A 20,697-nucleotide genomic window follows, 5' to 3' on the forward strand; every position below is an offset into this window, starting at 1 on the left:
GGACCCCGAGACCGCCCCCTTCAACCACTCCCCGAGGGCAACCTTCGATGACGGGGCCCTCGCCGACGGCGCCGCCCTCTACGCAGGGTTCGCGCTGGCTCGGCTCCGTAAAGCCTGCTGAGACGCCCATACACACTACCCACCCCACCCCACAGAAAGTCCTCAAAATGACCACAAACGACACCTCGACGCCGAACCTCGCGAAGCCGCGCATCGGCGGGAGCGGCATCTTCAGCGCCGCGACCGGCAACGCCGTCGAAGCCTACGACTGGAGCGTCTACGCGCTCTACGCCACGTTCATCGCGAAGCAGATGTTCAGCCCTGACGATCCTGCCTCGGCCTTCCTTTCAACCCTTGCCGTCTTCGCGGTCGGTTTCGCCGCCCGCCCCCTCGGCGGCTGGCTCTTTGGCTGGATTGGCGACAGCATGGGCCGGAAAACCTCGATGATGCTCTGTATCGGCCTCGCCTCGCTCGGGTCGCTCATCGTCGCCGTAACGCCTGACTACGGCACAATCGGCGGCTGGGCATCGTTCATTCTCGTGATCGCCCGCCTCCTGCAGGGCCTTGCCCACGGCGGCGAGTTCCCGACGGCGCAGACTTACATTGCCGAGGTCGTCCCGGCCCAATCCCGTGGCTTCTGGAGCTCCGCGATCTATTTCTCGGCGACGGCCGGTATCGTGTTCGCGACCATCATGGGCGCGATCCTCTCTAGCTTCATCAATAACCAGGCAATGGCGTCCTTTGGCTGGCGCGTCCCATTCGCTGTGGGGGCGATCCTCGGCCTCTACGCACTCATCATGCGACTTCGTATGCCCGAGAGCGAGGCGTTCGAAGCGAGCAAGGCGCAAAAGGGCACCGGGAAGACCAGCCTCTGGACCTCGGTCGTCCAGCACTGGCGCGAGGCCCTCCAAGTCATCGGCCTGACCCTCGGCCTCACGATCGCGTTCTACACATGGAACGTTTCCGCGCCGTCGATGGCCATGAGCGTCCACAAGGTCAACCCGTCAGAAGCTCTGTGGGCCGGCACCGCCGCGAACGTCCTGTTTCTGTTTTTCCTACCGTTCTGGGGCCGGGTTTCGGACAAGATTGGGCGCAAGCCCGTCCTCGCGGTCGGCTTCCTCGGCGCTGCCGCAGCGCACTTCCCGGCCATCAGCCTCCTGGACAACACAGGCTTCCGCCTCGCTCTGGCCATGACGATCGTGATGTTCTTTATCGCTGCCGTTGCCTCGATCATCCCGGCGGTCTTCGCCGAGATCTTCCCGACAGCAATCAGGAATGTAGGCGTCGCGGTGCCGTACTCGATCTGTGTCGCCCTCTTTGGAGGCACCGCCGCCTTCATCCAGGCTGGACTGAACCAAGCCATGGGACAAGCCGCCGGCGCGACCGCATTCGGAATCTACGTCGCGGTCTCGCTTGTCGGGAGTGCCGTAACAGTCCTAACGCTGCGTGAGACCCGCGGGAGCAACATTCATGACGCCACCCTGCCGCCGGTCGCGGCGCGAGTGTCTTGACCCCGCTGGCGGCGGTGGACTTATGTCTGCCGTCGCCACTCAAGAGTCCCGCAAGTAAGCGTTAGTCTCACGACGAAAACAGGACCTCACCTCACACGCTAATTAGGCTAGTAAGCAATCAATAAACTAGATCTCTAGCAATTTGATACAAATTACTGAGGTGGTCCAATGGTGCAGTCGTAGATATTAAGCTAGACTTCTAGCAATACTCTTGCCGCCATTTGACCGCTATTGGAGAAACTGTGATCCCTGAAACCGCAGCTGAATCTGCAACCGCTGACGAAACCTTTCGGATGACTGCCGATGCCCGGAAGATGAAGCGCATAGGGTCCTCTGATTACGAATCGCTGGCCCAGGCCGCTGCCATTGAGCTGTACCCGGACGTCAATTCGCCCGCCATGGCGTTGTGTTTCAATCTCATCCGAGCCGCAAACAGGATGACCACTGACATGGAAGTCTCGGTACACCGCCCCATGGGCATCAGCTTCGCCGGGTACCGCCTGCTGTTCACCATCAAGTCAGTGGGACAGGTTAACCCCAACGAGCTGGCCCGGTTGTCCAGCGTGTCCACGGCTTCCATCGCCAGCTTGCTCAACACCTTGGAGAAGAGCGGGCTCGTTACCCGAGAACCGGATCCAGAGGACAAGCGCAAAACCGTAGTGCAGCTTTCGGCCGAGGGCGAGCAGCTGCTGGCCGAGCTCTTCCAGATCAATAACCAGCGCGAGCAAGCCTGGGCCGACGGGCTCACCGAAACCGAAGCATCAATCCTGGCCCAACTGCTGCGCAAGCTCTTGCTGCACCACCCGGCTCCCCGAACCAACTAGAACTACAGGAGATACTCATGAGGGCTCAAGACGTCCGCTTGGACGACACCGTGATCGCCGAGCTAAGGCAACGCGCCAAAGACTTGGAGGCGCATTCCACGTTGTGGGCCGGAGGACCAGCAATTGACGCATCAGGCTCAGCTGCTCTTTCCTCCCTGGTTGAACGGCTGGCAAACATGTATCCCTACGGCGATGCAAAGTACATCGGCCAACTCCTCAAGCCCCCACACCCTGTGGCTTGGGTTGCGCAGGCCATCACAGCACTGATCAATCCGAATAACCATGCCATGGACGGAGGCCCGGCGACAGCGGTCCTGGAAAAGGAAGTCGTGGCCAAACTTGCTGAAATGTTCGGTTACGAGGAACATCTGGGCCATCTGACATCTTCCGGCACCATCGCAAATCTTGAGGCACTCTGGGTTGCCAGGGAGTTGCATCCCGGCAAGGTCATACTGTCCGGAACGAACGCCCACTACACGCATGAGCGTATGTGCCGGTTGCTCGGAACCCCGCATGAAACCATTCCGGAAGACGACCTCGGCCGTCTTTCGATGGTGGATCTCAGGACCAGGCTGGCACGGGGCGGGGTCGGGACCGTAGTCGTCACTTTGGGCACGACCGGTCTTGGTGCACTGGACCAAGTCCATGAAGCCGCGGACCTGGCAGCCGAATTCGGAGCCCGGCTACATATCGACGCAGCCTACGGAGGATTCCACACCCTCCTGGCAACTGGTCCCGAACCGCTGGTCGATCCTGCCCCCTTCCTGGCCATACGCCGGGCAGACTCAATCGTCGTGGATCCCCATAAGCACGGACTTCAACCGTACGGATGCGGATCTGTGCTCTTCGCTGACCCATCTGTCGGCAGGCTCTACTCACACGACTCCCCTTACACGTACTTCACTTCTTCTGACCTTCATCTTGGGGAGATCAGTCTGGAGTGCTCCAGAGCGGGAGCTTCGGCGGCAGCATTTTGGACCACGGTTGAAGCTCTGGGATTGTCACGCGAGGGAATGGGATCGATTATCGCCGACGGCCGTAAAGCCGCGCTGCAAATAGCTGACATCATCAGAGCCGCCGACGGCGCCGAGCTCGTGGTCGAACCCGAACTTGACATCGTTTGCGCCTTCCCTCGACGTCCTACCACCGGGCAAATCTCTGCGGCAACAGAAGATGCGTTCGCGGCTATGGCCCAGGACGGCTGGCACTTGGCGCTGTATCGCGTCGACAGCAAGTGGCTTGCGAGGAACCATCCATGGGTCGTAGTTGATAGTGACTACACCACTGTCCTGAGATCCTGCGCCATGAAACCCGAGCACCTCCAACTGGCAAAGGAATTCAGCCACCGCCTCATTGCGTCGATGGAACCACAGCCCGCACGGTCAAGCTAAACCTGCATTGTCGCCTGTGCAGGGCCTTGAATCCGGATTACCACCGACTTTTCCGCGCACGCCCAGTCCGTGGTTCTGAAGAGCTTTATCGCTGACCGACTTACAACGAAGTGAGAAATTTCCCATGCAGTTTCACCATCACGGCTATGTATCCGGGGACCCCCGGATACAGCCGGCAGCAGGAGTCGGCATCAACCGGCCAGTTGAACTTCCCAACGAAGTCGACGTGCTGATCGTAGGCACCGGTCCAGCCGGCATGCTCGCGGCCGCCCAACTGTCCCAATTCCCAGGCGTCACCACGCGCATCGTGGAGCGCCGTCCCGGGAGGCTCGCCATCGGCCAGGCCGACGGCATCCAGACCCGCACAGTAGAGACGTTCCAGGCCTTCGGGTTCGCCGAGCGGATCATCGCCGAGGCATATCGGATCACCGAGACGGCATTCTGGAAGCCGGACCCCACGGACCCCTCGCGCATCATTCGCGTTGCCCGTACCCCGGATGACCCCGCCCACATCAGCGAATTCCCCCACCTCGTGGTTAACCAGGCCCGCGTGCTGGACTACTTCGCCGAGTTCATGGCCAACTCTCCCACACGGATGTCCCCCGACTATGGCTTTGAGTTCCGTTCCCTGAGCGTCGCGCAGGAGGGAGAATATCCCGTCACGGTGACCCTGGTCCACACCTCCGGCCCTCAGGAAGGGCAGGAGCGCATCATCCGCGCCAAGTATGTGGTGGGTGCGGACGGTGCACGCAGCAAGGTCCGCGAGTCCATTGGCTGTACCCTCGCCGGAGACCAGGCCAATCACGCCTGGGGCGTCATGGACGTCCTCGCCGTCACCGACTTCCCAGATGTCCGGCTCAAGTGCGCCATCCAGTCCGGAACCGGCGGCAGCATACTGCTGATCCCGCGCGAAGGCGGCCACCTGTTCCGAACGTATGTTGACCTAGGCGAGGTGGACCCCAACAACAAGGGCGCCGTGCGCAGCACCTCCATCGATGAAATCATCCGCAAGGCCAACGAGATCCTCCACCCCTACACCCTTGGCGTGCGCGACGTCGCCTGGCACAGCGTGTACGAGGTGGGCCACCGCCTTACCGACAGGTTCGACGACGTCCTGCCGGAGGAACGCGGTTCGCGCACGCCGCGGGTGTTCATCACCGGCGATGCCTGCCACACGCACAGCGCCAAGGCCGGCCAAGGGATGAACGTGTCCATGCAGGACGGCTTCAATCTCGCCTGGAAGCTCGGCCACGTTCTCGAGGGCCGCAGCCCCGAGTCCCTGCTGTCCACCTACTCCGAAGAGCGGCAGGTGGTGGCCAAGGACCTCATCGATTTCGACAAGGAATGGTCAACCCTCATGGCCAGAAGGCCCGAGGAGTTCGAAGACCCCTCGGAGCTGGAGGACTTCTACGTCCGGACCGCCGAGTTCCCGGCCGGATTCATGACCGAATACGCTCCCTCAATGTTGGTAGCCGCCCCTGAACACCAGCACCTTGCAACAGGTTTCCCTATCGGCAAGCGCTTCAAGTCCGCCTCTGTCGTGCGGGTGGGTGACAGCAACCCGATGCACCTCGGCCATCACGCAACAGCGGACGGTCGCTGGCGCATCTATGTCTTCGCCGACCCCGCGACACCCCAAAACCCGAAAACCGGAACCGTCTCGCCGACCGAAGAATTCGCCGAGTGGATCGCCAATTCACCCGAATCGCCGCTCGCCGCCACTCCCGAAGGTGCCGATCTGGACGCATGGTTCGATCTGAAGGTGATCTACCAGCAGGACCACGCGAGCGTGGACATCAACGCCGTTCCCGCAGTGTTCAAACCCCACGTCGGACCTTTCCAGCTCACGGACTACGAGAAGGTTTACGCCACGGATCCCGCCTCGGACATCTTCGACCTGCGCGGCGTAGACCGCGGCGGCATCGTAGTAGTGGTCCGCCCCGACCAGTACGTGGCAAACGTCCTGCCCCTCACGGCAACGGCGGAACTTGGCGCCTTCTTTGCACCCCTGCTCTCCAGAAAGTCGCCAATACTTCGGTAACTCCGGTCACCAGCCGAAAACCTGCACCAATCTTTGAACCCCAGGGTTCCCTTGGGGCTACACCGCTCACACCACCTGGAGAACCATGAGCACGCCCACACACAGTTCGAAGGCGAACCAACGTCGTGTCGCCTTCGCTACCATCATCGGCACCACCGTCGAATGGTACGACTTCTTCATCTACGCCACGGCCGCCGGTCTGGTGTTCGCCCAGCTGTTCTTCGAGCCGGCCGGTGCCTCCATCGCTCTGCTGTTGTCGTTCGCCTCCGTCGGCATCAGCTTCCTCTTCCGGCCTCTCGGCGCTTTCCTTGCCGGCCACTACGGAGATAAGCTCGGGCGGCGGGCCATGCTCGTGCTGACGCTGATCCTCATGGGCGCAGCCACCACCCTGATCGGCTTCCTGCCGACGTACGCGACTGCCGGGGCTCTCGCCCCGATCATGCTCCTGCTGCTGAGGATCCTGCAAGGCATCTCCGCCGGCGGTGAATGGGGTGGCGCTGTCCTGATGGCAGTCGAGCACGCCCCCCGCGACCGCCGCGGACGGGCCGGGGCGTTCCCCCAGCTGGGAGTCCCGTTGGGGCTGCTCCTAGCCACCGGTGTCACAGCACTCATGACCGGTGTCATCTCCCCCGGGGCGGCCTTTCTTGAATGGGGATGGCGGGTACCCTTCCTATTGAGCATCGTCCTCATCGTCGTTGGCTACTTCGTCCGCCGTGCAGTGGACGAATCCCCTGTCTTCCAGGAAATTGCCGCAGCCAAAAAACAACCCCGGATTCCGATCGTGGAACTGTTCCGACGTCACGGACTGCTCGTGGTCATCGCAGCCCTGATTTTCGCGGGCAACAACGCTGCAGGCTACATGGCGACCGGCGGCTTCATCCCCAGCTACGCGTCCAGCCCCGCTGTCGGTCACGAACGCACAGATGTGCTCGTCGCGGTCACGTACGGCGCTGGAGTCTGGTTCGTCTTCACCTACCTCGCCGGGTGCCTCTCGGACAAAATTGGTCGCAAGAACACTTATTTCCTGGGCTTCGGCGCGCAGCTGCTGGCCTGTTTTCCGCTCTTCTGGCTCATCAACACCGGGTCCCTGCCGATGCTCTACCTGGCGATGACCATCTTCAGCGTTGGTCTGGGACTTGCGTATGGCCCGCAGGCAGCCCTGTATTCCGAGATGTTCCCGGCCTCTGTGCGCTTCTCCGGCGTCTCCATCTCCTACGCCTTGGGTGCGATCCTCGGCGGCGCCTTTGCGCCCACAATCGCCACCGCGCTGGTCCAGGCCACCGGAGGAACGGAAGCCGTATCCCTATACCTTGTGGGCATGACACTTATTTCCCTTGTGGCCGTCTCCTTAGTGCGGGACCGTTCCGGCTTGGATCTTTCCATCCGGCATCAGGCCGAACAAGAAGTTGGAGCGCTCGTCTTTGACCACCGAATCGTCGCCGTCCCGAATGAACCCACCCAAGTTAGCTGAGCGAACCGTGTTGGGCCGGGCCAGCTGAGAGCGCCCGGCCCAACGCGACCGAAGACAACTGCCTGCGGCAAGGACGCTGCAGGCAGTATCCCACCGGTAATTTTGATGCGAAAGCCTGCAGAAGCACCACGTGGATCAGGCGCTCGGGCGATCGTGGCCGCCGTACTCTCACCTCGGAATGACCCTGCACATGCAGAGCGCCTCCGGATCCGCGTCATGTCGCCGAATCCGGCGGGCGAAATGAACACATGAAGCCAAGAAAGAGAGCAGACCGTGGACAGAAACAAAACAGACCAAAGTGTGCACAATGTGCACACCCCCTTTGGCCCGACAAAGCAAGTGTTCGGCGCCGTGACATGCCGAAAATCTCATGGCTGAAACCGACGAGACGGAAATCTGTGGAAGTCATGTCGTACCTAATCCCCTAGCCCATGAACAGGTGTAGGCCAACCAAGACCTACCCGGCGAAGCAAGAAGGGAACACATAACCCCCAGTTCACAGCCAGCGGAGGACCCGCCAGCCACGGCTCTGAACCCGCTCCCCACAACCAAACAGGCCAACCGGCGGCCAGGCCCAAGCCGGCACCACACAGTTCAGAGACTCGTGTCAACAATTGTCAACACGTTAAAGCAAAAACCCCCTCTGACGAGGGGGTATGCCGTGCCCGAGGTGGGACTCGAACGGGATTCCGAAGCTTGGATGCACTGGGAAGTGGCGGAAACATGCGGATTCCGGGCCAGTCCGGTGGGTGTACGGGCTGCCCTTCGATGCCACTCCTCTGGTTAATGCCCTTTGGTGGCACCCGGTCCACAACCGTGACTCCGAGTATGTATAGAAGCGTGGCCTCTTCAAGGTGGCTGCTGATATCGTCGTCGCCGCCGCGGCCAAGGAAGCCCCTCTAAACGGAACGGGCATGGGGATGCGCCGTTCCAGCTCATGAGCGCCGCGCATGCTCTGGCGCACCCGGGCGTCGCCCAGTAGACGTGCGAACCCTCGTGGAGGAAGTGGGCAACGGCTCTTGCCGCTGCCCACTTTCACCCCCGGACTGAGCTCGATCAGAGCCTGCTAGGGAGCTGACATCCAGGCGTTCCAGCTGTCCCAGTTTTCGCCGTCGAAGCCAAGCCGACCGAGCTGGTAGTCTGACCAGTTTCCGCCGGTCTTCTCGATGACTTGGCCGCCCACTGAGTAGTTTTCAAGGGCGAACCCGTTGCCGTCGGGAACCTCGTTGCCGATGGTGACCTTCTCACCGGCGGAGTTGGTGTAGCGCTTGAGGTGGCTGACCTGTGAAGTCCAGTCCAGCCCGTTCCAGGCGCCGATGTTGAAATTCTTGATGTGGATGTTTTCAGTATCGGACAGGGCATAGACGCGGATAGCGCAGTTGGCCGTCCCTTCGACGGTGGTGTTTTCGAACCGCATGTTCTTCACCGTGGTGCTGGGATCCGCTTTGGTGGTGGAACTCATGTCCTCCCAGTGCGAGGAGGAATTGAAAATGCAGGTGTTGTACTTGACGTCTTTCCAATACATCCGGTTGTGGATGACCGTGGTGTTGGCGACGTTCACGTTGTCAATGTTCCGTGGCGTCCAGCCCCACTGGATCACTGGGCCGTTCTCGTTCTTCCAGATCACCGTGTTATCGATGGTGACATCGCTGTGATACATCTTCAGCACGTCGTCGTTGGCATTGAAGAACGTGTTCTTCATGGTGCTGCCTTTGTACAGCTCGATGCCGTCCGTCTGCCAGTACCAGCTGCCCACCTGCTTGTAGTTCTCCACGTTCATGTGGAATGTTTGCTCGTTCCCGTAGACCACGAAGGAATGGTACGGCGGCTCGGCGACTGTAACACCCTGCAGGTCCAGCTTCTGCTCCGCGTCGGCGGAAGCGAACTGCAGCATCTTTACACATGACGAGTGGCAGTTGGACGCCCCGCTGAGGTGATGGTAGCTGTTGTTCGTATCCGCCTCGTAGACGTACTGCTCGCCGGAGAGGACGCCGTAACCGGTGACCTTGTACTGGCTTTGGGTGTCGTGGAGGAACCGGAAGGCTCCCTTCACGTAGGCCCCTGGTGCCAGATAGACCCATTTCACGTTGGCTGGCAGGACTGCATGGTAGTCCGAGCCCATGCTGTAGGTGCCGGGCCGGAAGTAGATGATTTCCTCGCCGACCGAGTTCAGGTCCCGCACCTCGCCGGGCTTCGGATAGTGGATACTGCCCGACTCTTCTGTCGGGACCAGGCGCTCCTTCTGCTCGCCCCGAAGCTTCGGTTCGGCGAAGACCATCATCGAATTGCGCGGCTCGGTGTGGATGGGCCGGTTGCCTGCCGCCTCGGTCGTCAGTTTGCCGCTGTCGCCGCTCATGTCGTTGTAGGCGGTGTACAGCTGCGGCTCAAATTCGACCGAAAACCTGTAGCCCGCGTCAGAGTAGGGCACCTTGATTCTGACGGTGTCTGCATCCACGAGCTGCTTTTCGAAGTTGTAGCTGCTCGGCCGGATCTGAACCTGGTCGGCTGAAGAGACGGTCTGTCCAGTGCGCAGGCTCACTTCCACCCAGACGTCCTTGGCGTACTCGAAGCTGGACCAGCTCATCGTAAGCTCGGCCTCAGAGGAGAATTCAGCGCCGTCTTCCTCTGTGTAGCCGATCTGGCCCTTTCCGCTGCGGGGAATGCTCATGTAGCTGAAGGCGTCGTATAGCTTCTCCGGCTGATTAGCCTGGGCAACCTGCACATCGTAGAAGGACGACCGGCGAACGTCGCCGCTTTGTGTTGGAGCGGCAGGGCTGGAAACGCCGTTGTCGTGCCACCACGTGTGCAGGGTGCCATTGTCGACCGTAGTGATGGCGTGTTCTGCGTTGACAGCGGCTGGTACCCCTGGTGGGACGGCTGCCGGCGCCGTGGCGGCCTGTGCTGGGAGCACGGCGCTAGTGCTGATAAAGAAGACTGCGGCTGCCGCTGTCATGCGTTTGGCCAGCCGGCCTAGCCCTGTTCCGGGCATGATGGTTCCTCTCGTCAATGGCCCGGTGCATGCGGAGTCGCTATGTGGTGCAGCGGAGAACCAGCACCTCCCAGGGCCATAGCTCCGTTTGGGCGAGCCCGATCATCTACGTTCATTCCCGGCAACCGACCGAATGAGTAGACGACGATCACGGCGGCGAACAGCGGTAGGGCGAACCCGAAGGCCATGAGCATGCCCGGCCACATGTACCAAGCCCAGGCAGTGAGCAGAAGCAACGCGATCGTCATCAGGCTGCACGCCGGGCGAGCAATCACCATTCGAAGAGATGTGCGCACGATCCACCTCGTCCGCTCGTCGAAGTTCGCCCGGACCACCCATGAATTCAGTGCGAAGACGCCATAGAGAACCACGACGAGGAGGACCAGTCCCGAGACGCCAATCCCGATCGGCCCCATATAGTTCCAGTTAGCAAGGTAATAGTCCCAGGCCAAGAACAGCCAAACGACCAGCTGAGGCCAGCCGAATGCGTTAGCTGCCGCCAGCTCAGCCTTCCAGGCGCGGTGAAATACTGACCACGTCTGCCTCACGGTCCATGACCGATCCTTGGCGATGGTCCAAGTGCGAAATGTCGAAGCCGATGCCGCAACCGACGGGAAGAATCCAGCGATCACGACTCCGAGCAGGGTGTGCACTATGAAGGCGACGTTGGTGATGAACACCATCAGGACGATGCGGGCGAACCGCTCGTACCCTGCAGCGAACGTTCTCATGGGCTTGCCCTTCAGCCCTTCACTGCGCCGACCATGACGCCCTTGTTGAAGTACCTCTGCAAGAGCGGGTAAAGCACTAGCAACGGAAGGCTGGACACGATGATGACGCCAAACTTGATCTGGTCAGCGAACTCTTGTGCCTGACCCGAGGATTGGCCCACAGAGCCGCCCGCGCCTTGCTGTGACTGATTCGCGACAAGGATCTGCTGAAGGACGTTCTGCAACGGCTGAAGATCTTGATTACGGACGTAAATCAGGCCGGTGAAGAAGTCGTTCCAGTGGCCGACGAAGTAGTACAGGCCGATGACGGCAATGATTGCGGTGGAGAGCGGAAGGACGATTTTGGCGAAGTAGCCGAAATACGTGAGTCCGTCGATCTGCGCCGCGTCGTGAAGTTCTTCCGGAAGGGAACTCTCAAAGTACGACCTCGCGATGATCATGTTGAACACTGAGAATGCTCCCGGGAGAATAAACACCCACATGTTGTTCAGCAGCCCCAGCTGCTTGATGAGCAGGAACATCGGGATCAGGCCGCCACCGAAGAACATTGTGAAGGCGAAAAGAAACATGATGATTCGCCGCGGCTTGAATTCGGGGCGCGACATCGCGAACGCCGCAGGAAGCGTTACCAGCAAGTTGACCGCGGTACCGACCACCGAGTAAATCAGGGTGTTGCGGTAGCCGGCCCAGATGCGCTCATCAGCCAAGATCAGTTCGTATCCTCCCCAGCCCAGACCTTGGGGCAACAGCGTTACCTGTCCGGTGGCGACGGAACGGGGGTCGGAGAACGAGGCGATGATGATGAACCAGAGCGGGTACATCACGGCGAGCAGAATCAGGACAATCAAGATTCCGATGATGATGTCCACTGCCCGGTCCCCCGGCGTGCACTTGAACGCCCGGGGTTTCCTCGATCGGGCGCCAAAGGCTGTCGCAGTCTTCAGCTTCGGTGCCGGGTCTCGGGAGGATAAGAGTTGTCTATTGCTCATGATCGCTTCGTTCCTAGAAGATGCTCGTGTTGCTGGACTTCTTGGCGATGTAATTCGCCAAGATCAGGAACCCGAAGTTGACCAGCGCGTTGAACAGGCCGATTGCGGTCGAGTAGGAGAACTGATTCCCGAGAATGCCAACGCGGTAGGTGTAGGTGGAGATAACCTCGGATGCTGTGATGTTGAGCGTATTCTGCAACAGGTACACCTTCTCGAAGCCGACGCCGAGCACGCTGCCCATGTTAAGAATCAGCAGGATGCCCGCGGTAGGGAGCAGTGCGGGCATGTCCACGTGACGGATCAGCTGGAGCCGGCCAGCGCCGTCGATCTTTGCGGCCTCGTACAAGGCCACGTCCACCGACGACAGCGCAGCGAGGTAGATGATGCAATTCCACCCGGTGTGCTGCCAGATCTCCGAAATCCAGTACAGGTGCGCGAACGCGGCCGGGTCTCCAAGCAGGCTCGTGTTGCCAAAGAGCCGCCCCATGATGCCACTGCCCGGGGTGAGGAAAATCTGCAGGATGGCAACCATGACCACAGTCGAGATGAAGTGCGGCATGTAGGTGATGGTCTGCGTAAACCCCTTGATCCGCTTATTGCCGATCTGGTTGATCAGGATCGCCATGATGACCGGTGTGATGAATCCCATGACCAGGGTCCATAGGCTGATCGTCACCGTGTTGAGGATGATCTGGCCGAACTGCGGGTTGTTGAAGAACTGCTCAAAGTATTTGAACCCAACCCACTGCCCGCCAGTAAGGCCCTTGGTCACGTCAAATTCCCGGAAGGCCAGCTGAATACCATACATAGGGATATACGAGAAGACCACGATGAAGGCGATCGCCGGCAAGACCATGATCCACAGCTGCCAGTACCGGGTGAAATGACGTTGCAGCCGCTTCCGCCGCGAACTCCCGGTTTCAGCGCGCAGCCTCTTTACCGCGGCGACGACGACTGCTTCTTCAGTCTGCACATTTGTCATGTCGTGACCCTCCTCGGGCCGGGTGAAGCCGTCGCGGTGCCGGCCCCTTGTATCCAGGGGGACCGGCACCGCAACGGTCCGTGCTACTTGGAATTGGTGATGGTGGCCGTGTTGTCTGGATTCGCTGTGAATTTCAGGTCCGGGTTGTTCAGCTCGATGTTGAGGTCAACTTTGTTGTCCTGCATCACCTTGACGTAACGGTCGTACGCGGCCTGCTGGAGCGAGACCTGCTGGTCGAGTCCGTTTTTCTTCAGCGCTGCGACGTACGCATCCCAGTCCTGGTCTGCACCGCCCTTGGTGACCCACTGGGCGAACTTGCTCATCGCTGTCTGGGTGATTCCAGTGTTGTTCAGCGAATATTGCTTGTTCTCGTCTGCCGTGAAGGAAACGCCGCCATAGATCACGTCCTTGTTCAGGTCCATGTTGGCCAGATCCTGCTTGTAAACTTCGTCCACACCGCGAACCTCGAACTGTTCTTTGGGTAGGGTCAGCTTCACACCCGGCTGCAGGAACCAGCCTGGCGCGCCGTCGGAGAGCGAGTTCTGGAACTGCCAATCCGAGGCGTTCTTCGTTGTGTCGGTCGGCGACAGGATCGTGTAGTCCTTCTCACCGTTCTTCTTCACGCCCACACCGAACGAGCCGAAACGCATTTGGATGCCAATGTCCGAGGTGTACATGGCGTCAACAAGCTTAAGTGCTGCGTCTTTGTTTTTGACGTTCGCAGCGACCGAGACCTTGTTTGCGCTGTAGTTGATCTGATCACCGTTGAAGAACCAAACCGGCTTGGCGTTCGGTGCGTCGTCGGCCTTGAGCTGAGGAATGGTGACGTACTGGTCCGCCAACTGAGAACCGAAGATGTCGGAAGGAGTCCACATCCACGTCACACCGACCTTGGCGGTAGTCCCCTCCCCCTTCGTTGTGGCGGTGTACTTGGACCAGTCCTGCGTGAATGCTTCGTTGGAAATAAGCCCCTCGCTCCACAGATCGTGCAGGTAGTTGGCGAGGTCTTTGTAAGCCGGGTCCGTGAGGTAGTTCTTGATCGTGCCGTTCTCGGCGTACATTCCTTGGCCACCACCGGTTACCGGGATGCCATGGCTCCCGAGAAGGACATTAGGCTGGAACCAGCCCCACCCATCGGCGTTCGGCGCGTTGAAGGTGAGCGGGGTCACAGGCTTTCCATCGCCGTTGGGGTCGCCCTTCTTGAAGGCTTCGAGCGTCCTCTTCAGCTCCCCCCAGGTTGTGGGGACAGGCAGACCCAGCTTGTCCAGCCATTTCTTGTTGATGAACATGTGGCTGCTGGAGTTCGCCATCAGACCCGTGTTGACGCCGGGCGCTCCGAACAGCTTGTCATCCCAGGTCGAAGCCACGCGGGAGTACGGGGAAGCCTCAAACGTCTTGCTCAGGTTCGGCAGGTTCTCCAGCTCGGGCGAAAGATCCATAAAAAGGCTGCTGTAGTCACCCCAGTCGCCGCTGCCGTAGCCTCCGATTGTCACGTCGGCCACCTCGCCGGCAGCAAGCGATGCCTGCCTCTGCTGCGTCCATGAAGATGACGCCGTCTCCTGCCACTGAATCGTGCAGCCACATGCGGTTTCGAGATCCTTTGTCCATGGCATGTCACTCATTGCCTTGGCTCGAGAGTCTTTGACCACCTGCACTGTGACGACGGGCTTACCGGATTCGTCTTTGCTGCCGTCCGGGGTGCATCCGGAAAGCGCCAGGGCACCGAGGACTCCGAGGGTCAGGGCAGTCTTCGGCTTCCAGTGGAAGCGAGATGCTTTGGTTTTGGGCATTACCTCTCCTTTGAGCGATGCAGTGGGATCCTGGCCAACACCAGGCCAAAGCCGCATTCGTAAGTTTTGTGAGCCGGTACGCGGAGCCATTAGGACCTGTGATGCAGGTACGGAAAGGACTCTTCCTCCGCTGGTCACACAGCGGCCGACGTGTCAGCAAGAACACGCAAATTCCCCCGTGTTCACGGAGGGGACTACATGAGATTCTCTAGATTTGGGACCTAAATCTAGTGGCTGCTTTTCGAGAATAGGCTGGGCGCGCGGCCTTGTCAAGGACCAGAAGTGACGATGGCCACATGGTCGTGTGACTCATCAGAGGTGCGCGCCTGCTCGATCGACCAACGCGTCCATGGCGACCCGCCGGGAAGGGTCCTCCGGCATGGCGCAGTCCATCCCAACGCGAACTGCCGCCATGAGCCGGGGCCCATACGAGTTTCAGGAGGGCAGAGATGCTCCTCGAACGGCAGCAATCGCACTGTGAACAGCACCCAGAAGCACGACGTCGCGGCCGAGGGTGGAGGCAAGAATCTCGGGCGGGTGAGGAATGAGTTCTCCCAGTCGCTTCCGCACACCTGCGAGCATCGGCGCAAGCAGTTCCGCGTTCCCGCCGGAGATGATGACCGCACCTGGGTCGAGGAAGCTGGACAGAGTCGAGACCGTCAGCGAAAGCCGCTCTTCGAGTCGCCCGACGACTTCCGCCGCCAGTGCATCGCCCTCGTTGGCCGCGGCCATGATGGACTCGAGCGATGGCCGGGCATCGCGTTCCACCCGGGACTCGCGGCCTGCCGCGAGTCCTTCCAGAATCAGGTCCCGTGCCACCGCTGAAGGACCAAGGCTGCTCCCAACCCCCATCACGCGCTCGAGGTACCCCATCTCCCCTGCGCCACCGTTGGCCCCGCGGAAGAGTTCTCCGTTGACGACGATGCCGGCACCTAGCCACTCGCCCGCGAGGAGCGTGACCGTCGAACCCGTGGAGTGACCCCCGGACGCCCGCATCTCTGCAATGGCCGCGAGGTCCGCGTCATTCTCGAAGGTAATGCCCCATGCGGTCGCGAAGCCGCGCACTCGCTCCAGATCGATCCTCACAGCGTCCCAAAAAGGGTTCCCTTGAAACGGCACTCCGTTCCGATCAAGCGGGGCCGCGAGCCCGAGGCACGCTGATTCGATTCGGTCATGGCCGACTCCGGCGTCCAGAAGCGCCTCATCGATCGTCTGCAGAACCTCGCCTGTTCTGTCGGTAGTCCATTCCCGGCCCTCAAAGCGACGTCCTGCCCTGCCGAGCACCGCTCCCTTCAAGTCCGCCACGACCGAGGTGATTGATCGGAAGCCAATGTCGCAGGCGACAACAAGCCGCCGCTTTCTGTTGAACGTAAATCTCCGCGCCTGGCGGCCACGCCCAGGTATCAGGCTGGGTGCCCGGTCCTCAAGAAGCCAGCCCGCCTCCCTCAACTCATCCGCAATCGCCAGAACGGTAGAGCGGGTCAGCCCTGTATTTTCGACGAGCTCCGTGGCAGTCAGGCCGGCATCGACAGGGGTCTTCCAAAAAAGGTCAAGCACAAGCGAGGAATTAAGGTCCCGGACCGTCTGCGTCGATGTAACCGGCACCCGGGGCCCAACTCCGCTCTCACCCATCACTGTCCTTGACATGTTCTTCATTGTGCCTCAAGCTCTAGATTTAGATTCTAAATCTGCGCACTTTCGTGCGCATCTCAACCGCCGGCAGTTCCCTCAAGGTTCCTGCCCGCACACGTTCACCGATAAAGGACCGCTGCATGGCTTATCCGCTCGACTCAGACCTTACGATTCCTCTCCTCCTCTCTGAGGACGCCGCGTGGTGGCGTCAGGCCGCCGTCTACCAGATCTACCCGCGTTCATTCGCCGACTCGAACGGCGATGGGATCGGGGACCTCAAGGGCATCACCTCTCGCGTGCCCTACCTGAAAACACTCGGGGTCGACGCCGTCTGGCTCAGCCCGTTCTACCCCTCGGCTCTCGCCGATGGCGGCTACGACGTCGACGACTACCGCGACGTCGACCCGAAGATCGGCACTCTGGCCGACTTCGACGAGATGACCGCCGCCCTGCACCACGCCGGCATCCGGGTGATCGTGGACATCGTCCCCAACCACTCCTCCAACCGGCATGCGTGGTTCCAGGAAGCCCTCGCCGCCGGGCGCGGATCCGCCGCACGGAAACGCTACATCTTCCGCGAAGGCCTCGGGGATCAGGGGGAACTACCGCCCTCGGACTGGACGGCTGCATTCGGGGGACCTCGCTGGAGCCGCGTCACCGAACCCGACGGCAGCCCGGGGCAGTGGTACCTGCACACTTTCACACCGGAACAGCCCGACTGGAACTGGGAAAATCCGGAGGTTCGGGAAGACTTCCTCAAGACTCTGCGGTTCTGGTCCGACCGGGGCGTCGACGGCTTCAGAGTCGACGTGGCGAACATGCTGGTCAAAGACCTCCCGGATCAGCTGCCTTCGAAAGCCGAGCTGGATTTGCTTGACCGCAATTCCGGCACCCACCCGCTCTTTGATCGCGACGAAGTTCACGAGATCTACCGCGACTGGCGGAAAGTCTTCAACGAATACAACCCGCCCCGTTTCGCCGTCGCAGAGGCCTGGGTCGAGACCGCGGAGCGCCGAGCCCGGTACGCCTCGCCTGAAGGACTTGGTCAGGCATTCAGTTTCGACCTCCTGATGGCTGACTTCGATGCCACCCAGTTCCGTGACGTCATCGAGGACAACCTGAACCAGGTTCGCACCACCGGGTCCACCTCTACCTGGGTGTTTTCCAACCATGACGTCACCCGCCACGCCACCCGATACGGTCTGGCCCCCCTGAGCGGACGCAACACCAAACAAGGCATCGAATGGGTCAAGGCAGGTGGACCCCGCAATGCCCTGGACATCGCCGGAGGCATCCGCCGGGCCCGTGCTGCGTCCCTCCTCATGCTCGCCCTGCCCGGCTCCGCCTACCTGTATCAGGGCGAGGAGCTCGGCCTGCACGAAGTCGCCCAGATCCCTGGGGAGGACCGCCAGGACCCTTCCTTCCTCCGCGGTGCCGAATGGGATGGGCTCGGCCGGGACGGATGCCGGGTCCCTCTTCCCTGGACCCCGGCCGGCACCTCCTTCGGATTCGGTGCCAACGCGGCACACTTGCCCCAACCAGCATGGTTCGCCGATTACGCCGTGAGCGTTCAGGAGGTCCCGGAGAACTCGACCTTGAACCTTTACCGGCGTGCTCTCGCATTCCGTCACAAGCTGCAGAGCGCGGAATCTCTGGATTGGGTAGACACCGGCGGTAAAGATGTCCTCGCCTTCACACGGCCTGGGGGGTGGTTGTGCGTCACCAACTTCGGAGACGCCCCCGTCGAACTGCCAACCGGAGAAATCATCCTCGCCAGCCAGCCCCTGGAAGAGCGCAAGCTTCCCGCCCAGGCCACCGCCTGGCTCCGCAACTGATCCAATCGCCGAGGTCATCGGTCGGTGCCACACACACGGTGCGGCACCGACCGATCCCGGAATGATCTACAGGGTCTTCAGTTACTTCGAAAGGTCATCACCTTCATGTTCCACGTCCCCGACCGGACCCAGCTCCATCCAAATGCCGATTGCGTGGTTCACGGGGAGAACTACCGTTTCACGATCCTTTCCAGCTGCCTGATCAGGATGGAGTGGTCTCCGACGGGGACCTTCGTTGACGGGCCCACGCAGATGGTGGTCAACCGGAGCTTCGCACCAGTGCCTTTCACGGTGACTGATACGCCAGATCACCTGGAGATCCGCACCGAACATCTCTTTCTCAGTTATGACAAGAAACCTTTCAGCCCTTCCGGACTGGTAGTGTCCCTTCGCCAGAGAGCACAAGGCGGACACTTCACCACCTGGCGCTTCGGCGCAGAGCTGCCCGCCACGACAGATGCGTCCGGAAATCTCGGCGGCACCGCCCGAACTCTGGACAACATCGACGGGGCTTGCACCCTTGAGCCCGGCATTCTCGCCCGCTACGGCTTCGCCGTCGTGGAGGACTCCACGTCAGTGGAGATCGGCGTCGACGGCTGGATCGCCCCGCGCCCTCAGGGCGGCCAGGACCTCTACTTCTTCGGCCATGGAACTGATTACCAAGCCGCTCTGACGGACTACTTCCGCCTGACCGGGCCCGTTCCCCTGGTCCCCCGACGAGTGCTGGGCAACTGGTGGAGCCGGTACTGGAAGTACTCCGCCGACGAGTACTTAGAGCTCATGGATGCCTTCGCGGCGGCGAAGGTTCCCTTCTCCGTGGCGGTGATCGACATGGACTGGCATCTGGTGGATATTGACCCGCGCCTAGGCACCGGCTGGACCGGCTACACCTGGAACAGCGAACTTTTCCCCGAGCCCCAGGACTTCCTGTCCCAACTCCAGAGGCAGGGCAAACTCGTCACCCTCAACCTCCACCCGGCCGACGGTGTCCGCGCCCACGAAGAGGCCTACCCCGCAATGGCGGAAGACCTCGGCATCGATCCCGCCACCGAAGTCGCCATCCCCTTCGACATCACCAACCGCACCTTCGTTGACTCCTACCTGAAGCGCCTCCACCACCCACTGGAGGAACAAGGCGTCGATTTCTGGTGGCTGGACTGGCAGCAAGGCGGCCTGACGCGCATCGCCGGCCTGGACCCCCTCTGGATGCTCAACCACATCCACTACCACGACTCTGGACGCGACGGACGCCGCCCCCTGACGTTCTCCCGCTACTCCGGTCTCGGCAGCCACCGCTACCCCGTCGGATTCTCCGGGGACACCGTCACGACCTGGGAATCGTTGGACTTCCAGCCCTATTTCACTGCCACCGCAGCGAATGTCGGCTACACCTGGTGGAGCCATGACGTCGGCGGGCACTTCGGGGGTATTAAGGACAACGAGCTCACCACACGCTGGGTCCAATTCGGGGCGTTCTCACCCATCAACCGGCTGCACTCCTCCATGGATCCTTTCAACTCAAAGGACCCTCTCCGATTCCCGGCGGAGGTGCGCGAGATCATGATCCGTTTCCTTCAGGTCCGGCATCTCCTGGTGCCCTATCTCTACACGGCAGCCTGGCGCGCACACAGCGACGGCGTCGCTCTGCTACGTCCGATGTATCACGACTACCCGGAGTCGGCTGGGGCGTACACCGCGCCCAACCAATACCTCCTTGGCGACAACCTCATCGTTGCCCCCATCACCACGCCCGTGGACCGTGTCAGCCTGCTGGCCAGTGTCACGGTATGGCTGCCCGAAGGCGAATGGGTCGACCTCTTCACCGGACAGCGATACAGGGGCGGCCGGCATCTGGTGATGTACCGGTCCCTCGAGCAAATTCCAGTCCTCGCCCGGGCCGGTGCCGTGATCGCCATGCTGGACGATGTAATGCAAGACATCGGTGACAACCCCGACACTCTCGTCCTCAGGGTCACGCCCGGCAGCAGCCAGAGCAGCATCGTCGAAGACGACGGCTCCAAGCAACCCGCACCGGAACACCGTGTTGAAACCACTTTCACAGTACAGTCCGATTTCACTGCTCTGACGGTGCAGCTCCGAGCAACAGGCGAATCCCGCGGTATCGAGGAACGAACGATCATCCTGGATCTCGCTGGAGTCCTCGCAGTCGAATCCGTGGAAATCAACGGCAAGCCCGCCGACGTCGAGACCAGTACAGTCTCCGGACACCTGGCTCAGGCCCTCCGCATCCAAGTGGGCAGGCACCGGCTCCGAGATGGGCTGACGATCCGGCTGACCGGAGTGAGCGCGCCGCCCACCAATTTGGCAGAGAGAGCGTTCGGGCTTCTTGACCGAGCTCAGATGGAATATCAGCTCAAGCACCGTGCTCTCGACGGCGTGACTCAGACCCAGGGGATCGCACTGGCACAGTTCCTTGACACTGTTGCACTCCCCGGATCCCTTCACGGAGCTCTCTTGGAAGTTGCTGCCGAACAGTAATGCGCCTGGCAG

General features: G+C 61.0%; 13 protein-coding genes. 7 read left to right on the plus strand and 6 right to left on the minus strand.

Annotated features, from left to right (window positions below; translation table 11 throughout):
* The first annotated feature begins 167 nt into the window (after window positions 1–167).
* The 5 genes from CQ020_RS16840 to CQ020_RS16860 all read left to right on the plus strand — a co-directional run bounded on the left by CQ020_RS16840 (window position 168) and on the right by CQ020_RS16860 (window position 7,238).
* On the plus strand, window positions 168–1,511 hold the full coding sequence (locus CQ020_RS16840) for an MFS transporter (protein WP_105692896.1): 1,344 nt from the start codon (window positions 168–170) through the stop codon (window positions 1,509–1,511).
* 242 nt (window positions 1,512–1,753) lie between these two features.
* Entirely contained in the window at window positions 1,754–2,335 is a 582-nt protein-coding gene (locus CQ020_RS16845; protein ID WP_105692897.1) for a MarR family winged helix-turn-helix transcriptional regulator, read from the plus strand.
* A 17-nt stretch (window positions 2,336–2,352) separates the two neighbouring features.
* A complete protein-coding gene (locus CQ020_RS16850) occupies window positions 2,353–3,726 on the plus strand; it encodes an aminotransferase class I/II-fold pyridoxal phosphate-dependent enzyme (RefSeq protein ID WP_105692898.1) in 1,374 nt (457 codons plus the stop codon).
* A 124-nt stretch (window positions 3,727–3,850) separates the two neighbouring features.
* Window positions 3,851–5,767 carry an FAD-binding monooxygenase gene (locus CQ020_RS16855; RefSeq protein WP_105692899.1) on the plus strand — a complete coding sequence of 639 codons (1,917 nt, stop codon included), beginning with the start codon at window positions 3,851–3,853 and terminating at the stop codon, window positions 5,765–5,767.
* Between the two features lie 85 nt (window positions 5,768–5,852).
* A complete protein-coding gene (locus CQ020_RS16860) occupies window positions 5,853–7,238 on the plus strand; it encodes an MFS transporter (RefSeq protein ID WP_105692900.1) in 1,386 nt (461 codons plus the stop codon).
* A gap of 1,066 nt (window positions 7,239–8,304) precedes the next feature.
* Here CQ020_RS16860 and CQ020_RS16865 read toward each other — a convergent pair.
* The 6 genes from CQ020_RS16865 to CQ020_RS16890 form a co-directional block, all read right to left on the minus strand.
* A complete protein-coding gene (locus CQ020_RS16865; RefSeq protein WP_258141978.1) occupies window positions 8,305–10,227 on the minus strand; it encodes a family 49 glycosyl hydrolase in 1,923 nt (640 codons plus the stop codon).
* A 14-nt stretch (window positions 10,228–10,241) separates the two neighbouring features.
* Window positions 10,242–10,958, minus strand: a complete 717-nt coding sequence (locus tag CQ020_RS16870) for a YesL family protein (RefSeq protein ID WP_105692901.1) — start codon at window positions 10,956–10,958, stop codon at window positions 10,242–10,244.
* Window positions 10,959–10,969: 11 nt separating this feature from the next.
* On the minus strand, window positions 10,970–11,947 hold the full coding sequence (locus tag CQ020_RS16875) for a carbohydrate ABC transporter permease (RefSeq protein WP_105692902.1): 978 nt from the start codon (window positions 11,945–11,947) through the stop codon (window positions 10,970–10,972).
* A gap of 13 nt (window positions 11,948–11,960) precedes the next feature.
* Window positions 11,961–12,929: a sugar ABC transporter permease gene (locus tag CQ020_RS16880; RefSeq protein ID WP_105692903.1), complete on the minus strand. Its 969-nt coding sequence runs from the start codon at window positions 12,927–12,929 to the stop codon at window positions 11,961–11,963.
* Between the two features lie 83 nt (window positions 12,930–13,012).
* Complete coding sequence (locus CQ020_RS16885) at window positions 13,013–14,719, minus strand: extracellular solute-binding protein (RefSeq protein ID WP_105692904.1); 1,707 nt, start codon at window positions 14,717–14,719, stop codon at window positions 13,013–13,015.
* A 435-nt stretch (window positions 14,720–15,154) separates the two neighbouring features.
* Window positions 15,155–16,366 carry an ROK family protein gene (locus CQ020_RS16890; protein ID WP_181152025.1) on the minus strand — a complete coding sequence of 404 codons (1,212 nt, stop codon included), beginning with the start codon at window positions 16,364–16,366 and terminating at the stop codon, window positions 15,155–15,157.
* A gap of 125 nt (window positions 16,367–16,491) precedes the next feature.
* Here CQ020_RS16890 and CQ020_RS16895 point away from each other — a divergent pair, with 125 nt between their 5' ends.
* A complete protein-coding gene (locus tag CQ020_RS16895) occupies window positions 16,492–18,186 on the plus strand; it encodes a glycoside hydrolase family 13 protein (RefSeq protein WP_105692906.1) in 1,695 nt (564 codons plus the stop codon).
* 291 nt (window positions 18,187–18,477) lie between these two features.
* Window positions 18,478–20,685: a TIM-barrel domain-containing protein gene (locus tag CQ020_RS16900; RefSeq protein WP_219844483.1), complete on the plus strand. Its 2,208-nt coding sequence runs from the start codon at window positions 18,478–18,480 to the stop codon at window positions 20,683–20,685.
* Window positions 20,686–20,697 lie beyond the last annotated feature (12 nt).

This window comes from Arthrobacter sp. MYb23 (assembly GCF_002979775.1).
Taxonomy (GTDB): domain Bacteria; phylum Actinomycetota; class Actinomycetes; order Actinomycetales; family Micrococcaceae; genus Arthrobacter.